6 protein-coding genes are annotated in these 6356 nt (G+C 65.7%); 1 reads left to right on the forward strand and 5 read right to left on the reverse strand.

Features of this window, described 5'->3' with window-relative positions:
• The 5 genes from QOC69_RS03900 to QOC69_RS03920 form a co-directional block, all read right to left on the reverse strand.
• Positions 1-932, reverse strand: a 932-nt coding sequence (locus tag QOC69_RS03900; RefSeq protein WP_526436560.1) for an acyl-CoA reductase, incomplete at its 3' end; no start/stop codon positions are given.
• Positions 929-2365, reverse strand: coding sequence for a LuxE/PaaK family acyltransferase (locus QOC69_RS03905; protein ID WP_526436562.1), 1437 nt, complete (start codon positions 2363-2365; stop codon positions 929-931). The genes QOC69_RS03905 and QOC69_RS03900, both read right to left, overlap by 4 nt.
• 107 nt (positions 2366-2472) lie before the next feature.
• A complete protein-coding gene (locus QOC69_RS03910) occupies positions 2473-3327 on the reverse strand; it encodes an SMP-30/gluconolactonase/LRE family protein (RefSeq protein ID WP_526436564.1) in 855 nt (284 codons plus the stop codon).
• Between the two features lie 42 nt (positions 3328-3369).
• Positions 3370-4188: an enoyl-CoA hydratase/isomerase family protein gene (locus QOC69_RS03915; protein WP_526436566.1), complete on the reverse strand. Its 819-nt coding sequence runs from the start codon at positions 4186-4188 to the stop codon at positions 3370-3372.
• Positions 4188-5207 (reverse strand): TIGR03617 family F420-dependent LLM class oxidoreductase, encoded by a 1020-nt coding sequence (locus tag QOC69_RS03920; RefSeq protein WP_526436568.1) that lies wholly within the window; start codon positions 5205-5207, stop codon positions 4188-4190. The genes QOC69_RS03915 and QOC69_RS03920 overlap by 1 nt, the downstream gene beginning before the upstream one ends.
• Positions 5208-5435: 228 nt before the next feature.
• Between QOC69_RS03920 and QOC69_RS03925 the strand changes: the two genes are divergently transcribed.
• A complete protein-coding gene (locus QOC69_RS03925; protein WP_526436570.1) occupies positions 5436-6284 on the forward strand; it encodes an LLM class F420-dependent oxidoreductase in 849 nt (282 codons plus the stop codon).
• The last annotated feature ends 72 nt before the right edge of the window (positions 6285-6356 follow it).

Genomic DNA, 6356 nt, shown 5'->3' on the forward strand with positions numbered 1-6356 from the left:
GTCCCGCTCATCACGTAGATCACGCGGGCGTTGGCGCATCCCTCCTGATTGGCGACACCGATGTCGACTGCGGCACGACCCGCCACGTCACGCATCGTCTCCTCATCCTCGAACGCCTCGGCGCCGATGATGGTCGCGCTGCGCTTGGGGTCGAGCGCGATCAGCTCCAACCCCGGCTGGATGTAGCGGGTGACGTGCTTGACGGACGCCAGGCCGCCCCACGCCACGATCTTCTCGATGTGCTGCGGCTGGTACAACTCCTCCTCCACGGTGAGATCACCGCCCTTCCAGTAACCGACCACGAGGTGCTTGGTGATGGGGTGATCCGGCGCGACGTCGGCAAGGGTTCGTGCGATGGCGACCGCGGTCAGCGGGTCGTTGGATGGCGCCTTGATGATGGTGTCGCAGCGGGCGATGACCGACCGCAGAATGGTGACCGCCGAGACGAGTCCCCCGTTGCCCGCGGGAATGTGCAGCACCCGTGAACCGAATGCCCGGACCCGCAGCTCGCGACCGTCGGCGAGGTGCTGCGGAACCCACCCATTGAGGTAGGCGAGTCCGACCTGACTGTCAGCGACCTCCAGCACGTTGGCGCGCGCGAAGAGCGGCTGAAGAATCTGGTAGCTGTTCTTCAGCATTTCCGCCGGCAGTGGATTCGCAAGCAGCGCAGCTTCGTACGCCTCCTGCAGGTGGGTGTTCCTCTCGAACACCAGCGCGTCGCCCATCGCCTGCAAGACGTCGAGGATCTCGTCGAAGCCGAGGTCGTAGAGGTCCGACATCTGCATCGGGTTCGCCAGTGGCAGGCGCCCGACGTACTTGCTCATGTCGGGGGCCTGGAAATTCGAACCGCCTGAGCGGGTCCCGAACGAGACCAGATCATCGGCGATGACCTCGCCGCGAAGGAAGAGCGGAACGGTGAAGGCGCCGCTCATGACTCGAACTCCTTCATGAAGTTGACGGCCTCGTTGTGGACTTCGTGGGTCGCGGCGCAGGTGATGCGATCGTCCTCGGCGCCCGTCTTCTCGCTGTAGCGGATGATGTCGTGCTCGAACGCGACGCTGGTCTGTCCACACGGGCAGACCAGATCCCAGTCGATGGTCACCTCGTCGCCGGAGATGACGCCACCCCAGTGGGCTTTGAGCAGGACGTCGTATACGGCGGCACGACCGGTCTGTACGCCCGTGCGCGGCAACGGTTCGCTCGTTTCCGGATCCAGGATGAACGGGATGACCCACGGTTGCACGTGATAACGCCCCTCGCTGCACGCGAAGTGGAAGGCGCTCTGTTCGGAGAACCCGTAGCCCTCCTGGATCCGGTCGACGCCGAGGAACTCGCGGATGACGTCCATGTATCCGTCGGGCAGGACGAATCCCTTCAAGCCGCCACCGGTGAGTATCACCGAGTCCTTGGCGAACACACCCTTGATGCCGCGGTCCAGGCCCGCCTTGGCGACGTCGTACATCAGGTTGTAGGTGCCGATCATGAAGATTCGCTTGCCGCGCAGTTTTTCGGACATCTCGGTGAAGAACGCGTCGAGTTCCTGGGGCTGTCGCATCTGCATGGCGATGAACTCGTCCTTGCGTGCCGCGAGCGCGGGATCGATGACGAGGCGATCCAGTTCGCCCCGGGACGCCGCCGCACGCATCTTGGACGCCAGGAACATCAGATCGGTGTCGACCGCGTCGGAGTACAGCGCGTGGAACCTGCTCTCGTCGCCGCCCGTGAACCCGCCCTTGAGCATGTTCGCGATGCGCAGGTGGCCGAGCTTGCCGCTGGCATAGTTCGGCCAAATCACCTCCACCGCCGGGTTGAGTTGCTCCTCGGTGGGTTCGATGCCGAACGTCTGGAACAGACAGATCTTCCAGAGCACCATGCCCTCGCGCGCACCGTGCTTGTCCTTGGGAAGGATCGACAGGGTGCCGGTCGTGCCGCTGGACGTGATCACTTCCAGCGGTGTGTGTTCGTCGAGTCGGTCGATCCACTCGTCGATGCTGTTGCACCCCTTGGCATCGAACTGGGACAAGTCATGGCTGGAGAGTTTGTCCAGCCACTTCGTCATCAAGTCGAAGCGCTTGTTGTCGATCAACGCCGCTGGGTAGGACTTGAACGCCGTGTGCGAGAAGAACAGCGGGACAACGTCATTGAATTCGCTTACTTCGGTGATGCCGAGCCGGTCGGCGAGCTTGCGGAGGATTTCAATGCTCTCGCGGTGCTGCTGGAACCGGATGCTCATGGCCTTTCGCTGGAGCTCTTCCAACTCGGCGCGCGGGATGCTGTGCATCTGGGTCAGCGACTCGCCGAAGAACCCGATCGGGTCGTCCATGAAGTCCCTCACCGAGGGTGCTGACTGCTCTGTCAGGCTCATCTGTTCTCCAGTCCTCTGCCAGGTTCGGGCCGCCGCTCACAGCGCCCTCGACGTCACCCCACGATACGAGTAAATGCAGTTGACCGCAAGACTGCAGTCTTATGCAATCACGGCGCGAGGGCGGGGTCACCGCGATCGTCGAGACGGATCCGCAGCAGCGACTCGCCATGCGCAGCCGTGACGAACAGCTCGTCGACGGGACCCCCGCCGATACAGACGTTGGTGGGCAGCGAACCCGCGGGCACCGTGATGCTGGCGGTGCGCTCACCCGCGCCGTCGATGACGTCGATGCGGTCGGCGGCGGTCAACGCCACCCACGCCTCGCCCAGCGCACTGATCGCCATCCCGTCGGGCCAGCCGTTGTCGAAGGCGTGCACGAGACGCGGTGCCCGCCACGAGGCCGCGTCGGCTGGTGCAACCTCGTAGGCCAACAGCTCGGCGACCAAGGTGGCGGTGACCAGTAGCGTGCGTCCATCGCAGGTGAACCCCAGCCCGTTGACGAAGACCGGTCCGCTCTCCACCATCACCTCGGCGTCACCGGTGTCGACGTCGACTGCCCATACGTGACCAGGTAGTCCATCCCGCGGCGTCATGGGATCGATCTCGCGGCGGGTGTCCGTCACCCACAGCCGCCCGTCCGGCCCGAACATCAAATCGTTGGGCGCGCCCATGCCCCCGACGAGATAATCCACGCGCCCGTCGGCGATCACCTGCACACCGGGTTGCGCGGTTCCGCTGGCGCCGAACACTCCCCCGTTCTGGGCCACGTACAAGGTGCCGTCGTCCCTGTGCGCCAAGCCATTCGGGCCGCCCCCGGTGTCGATGCGCTCGGTTGCTCCACCGGATGGGTCGACGATGTAGACGCAGCCGTGACTGATGGAGGTCAACGCGATGCGGTGATCGTCAAGCCACACCGGACCCTCGGTGAAGCCGAGTCCTTCGGCAACTACGTCGATGTGCATTTCGCGGTCCCTTCGACCTAGCGGGGTTCCGGCAAACGGCCGTCACGGCTCCGGCAGCTCAGCCCAATCACGTGAGACCGACGCGCTCCACCGCGGAGCGCGTCGGTCCAGAAAGGCGGCCACGCCTTCCCTGGCGTCGTCGGTACCCATCACACGGTGATGGAGCTGGGTCTCCATCCAGGCGACTTGGCGTGCGGAGTACCCGTTGTTCAGGCTGTCCCACAACAGCCGTTTGCTCAGTGCCGCCGACATCGGTGCCACGTTGACGGCGATGTCGCGGGCGATCTCCATCGCGTGATCCAATACCTTGGCGGCGGGCACAGCGCGTGCGGCGATACCCCGGGCCACCGCTTCGACGCCGTCGAATTTCCGTCCGGTGAGCAAGATTTCCGCCGCGACCGCCGCACCGGCCACACGGGTCAGCGTCCAGTGCGACATGCAGTCGGGGATCACGCCCCGACGCACTTGAACGACACCGTACTTGGCGTCCTCGGCGACGATTCGGATGTCCGCCTGCAGCGCTATCGTCAGACCGATCCCGATCGCGTGCCCGTTGACTGCAGCGATGACCGGAGTCCGCAGTTCGAACGCTGCCGGGTCGATCGGCGACGCGGAGAACCCCGTGGCGTCGTCGGGCGAGTCGAAGGGGCTGGCGCCGCCGGAGAAGTCCGCGCCCGCGCAGAACGCGGTGCCTGCACCGGTGAGCACGATCGCCCGCACGTCGTCGTCCTCGTCGCAGCTGCGGTACGCCTGGCTCAACAACGCACCCATCTCGCTGGTGTAGGCGTTGAGGTGGTCCGGTCGGTTCAGCGTCAGTACGGCGACGCCGTCACTGATCTCGACCGCCAGATCCGGTGACATCAGCGCGCCGCGACATCGTGCAGGGCGGCGACGAGGTCGGCGACGTCCTCACTCCGCGGTGTGTACCCCGGGAAGTAGCAACAGACTTCGTCACTCAGCTTGCCGAACCGGGCGTCGATCTCGGCCGCACACTGTTCGGGCGTGCCGACGATTCCGATCGTGTGCACCATCGGATCGGTGATCAACGCGCGCATCTCGCGGAAGGCTCCCCTCTTGGAGAGCGCGTTGAGCTTTGGCTGTACTTCCGCCCACCCTTCGACCTCCAGCACGGGCACGTAGGCGGGCGTGGACCCGTAGAACGCGATCAGCGATGCGACCGCGTCGATCGCAACCGCCAGCTCCGCGTCGGTACGGCCGACGGCCACCATCGCCTGCGCGATGACTTGGAGGTCGCCCGCTTCCCGACCCGACCGCCGCAGCCCCTCGGTGAGCGCGGGCATGGTGCGCTCGGCGATGTGCCTGGCACTGTTGAACGGCATCACCAACAAGCCGTCGGCAACTTGGGCGGCCGCACGGGTCATCACCGGTCCCAGCGCACCCATGAGGATCGGCGGTGGCCCGAACGGATTGGGACCGGGGTTGAAGTTGGGCGGCATCAAGGTATGGGTGAAGAACTCGCCGCGAAAGTCCAGACGCGACTTGCCCTCCCACGCAGCGAAGATGGCCTTGACCGCGGCGACCGTCTCCGCCAGCCGCGCCGCCGGACTGCCCCATTGACTTCCGTACCGCTTCTCGATGTGCACCTTGATCTGCGAACCCAGGCCAAGCCGAAACCGCCCCCGGCCATAGACCTGGAGATCGTAGGCCGCGTGCGCCAGATGAAGTGGACTGCGGGGACCCGCGATGGCCACGTTCGTCATCAATTCAAGGTCGGTGTCGGCGGCCGCTACCACCAATGGAAAGAAGGCGTCGTGCTGACCCTCGAAGGTGAAGACTCCGTCGCATCCCACCACCGCCAGATCGCGTGCGTGGCTCGACACCTGCGACGGCGAACCGTCAAGCTGCAGATGCACCTTCACGTCGGCTCCTTCGTTCTGCGTACGGCTACGTTCACCAGTACTCGCCGCGGCGGCGCCGAGCGACCACCGCCTTGTGACCATAGGCATATCCTGGTAGAAAAACAATGTGGTTCTACGAATCGATGCAGGGGCGACTTCGTGACGGCCGACATCGGCACCGTGCACGAGACGTCCGGCCGCCCAACGGCCGACCGTGCACCACGAGCCACCGAGACCGGAGCCGGCCAGTTGGCGTGCAGCCTCGTACTTTTCACCAGTGACCGGGGCATCGCGCCGGCGGCCGCCGCGAAACTGGCCGACGATCACGGCTTTCACACCTTCTACGTGCCCGAACACACCCACATCCCGATCAAGCGGGAGGCCGCGCACCCCACCACGGGGGACGAATCGCTGCCCGACGACCGCTACATGCGCACCCTCGACCCGTGGGTGTCGCTGGGCACCGCGGCTGCGGTGACCACGCGCGTGCGACTGTCGACCGCGGTGGCCTTGCCCGTCGAGCACGACTGCATCACGCTGGCCAAGTCCATCGCCACCCTCGACCACCTGTCCGGCGGCCGGGTCAGCGTCGGCGTCGGATTCGGTTGGAACACAGACGAACTCAACGATCACAATGTGCCGCCAGGGCGCCGCCGCACGATGCTGCGCGAGTACCTGGAGGCGATGCGCGCCCTGTGGACGCAGGAAGAGGCCGAATACGACGGCGAGTTCGTCAAGTTCGGTCCGAGTTGGGCGTGGCCCAAGCCCGTTCAGTCCCACATCCCGGTCCTCGTCGGCGCCGCGGGCACCGAGAAGAACTTCAAGTGGATCGCCCGTTCGGCCGACGGCTGGATCACCACCCCGCGCGACTTCGACATCGATGCACCCGTGAAGCTGCTGCAGGACACCTGGGCCGCCGCCGGTCGCGACGGCGCACCCCAGATCGTCGCGCTGGACTTCAAGCCCGACCCGGACAAGCTGGCCCGCTGGGCCGAACTCGGCGTCACCGAGGTGCTGTTCGGGCTGCCCGACAAGTCGGAGTCCGACGTCGCCGCCTACGTGGAGCGACTTGCCGGGAAGCTCGCCGCGCTGGTGTAAGCCCGCCTTTCGTCGAGATCTGCCACAGGGCGGTCGCCACAACGAAATCGCGACCCTCGCGCAGATTTCGGC

This window comes from Mycobacterium sp. (assembly GCF_032162105.1).
GTDB lineage: Bacteria > Actinomycetota > Actinomycetes > Mycobacteriales > Mycobacteriaceae > Mycobacterium.

What these genes read in the sequence shown, in the direction of transcription:
- QOC69_RS03905 (WP_526436562.1), bottom strand. Translation starts at nt 2,365, where the DNA reads ATGAGCCTGACAGAGCAGTCAGCACCCTCGGTGAGGGACTTCATGGAC.
- QOC69_RS03910 (WP_526436564.1), bottom strand. Translation starts at nt 3,327, where the DNA reads ATGCACATCGACGTAGTTGCCGAAGGACTCGGCTTCACCGAGGGTCCG.
- QOC69_RS03915 (WP_526436566.1), bottom strand. Translation starts at nt 4,188, where the DNA reads ATGTCACCGGATCTGGCGGTCGAGATCAGTGACGGCGTCGCCGTACTG.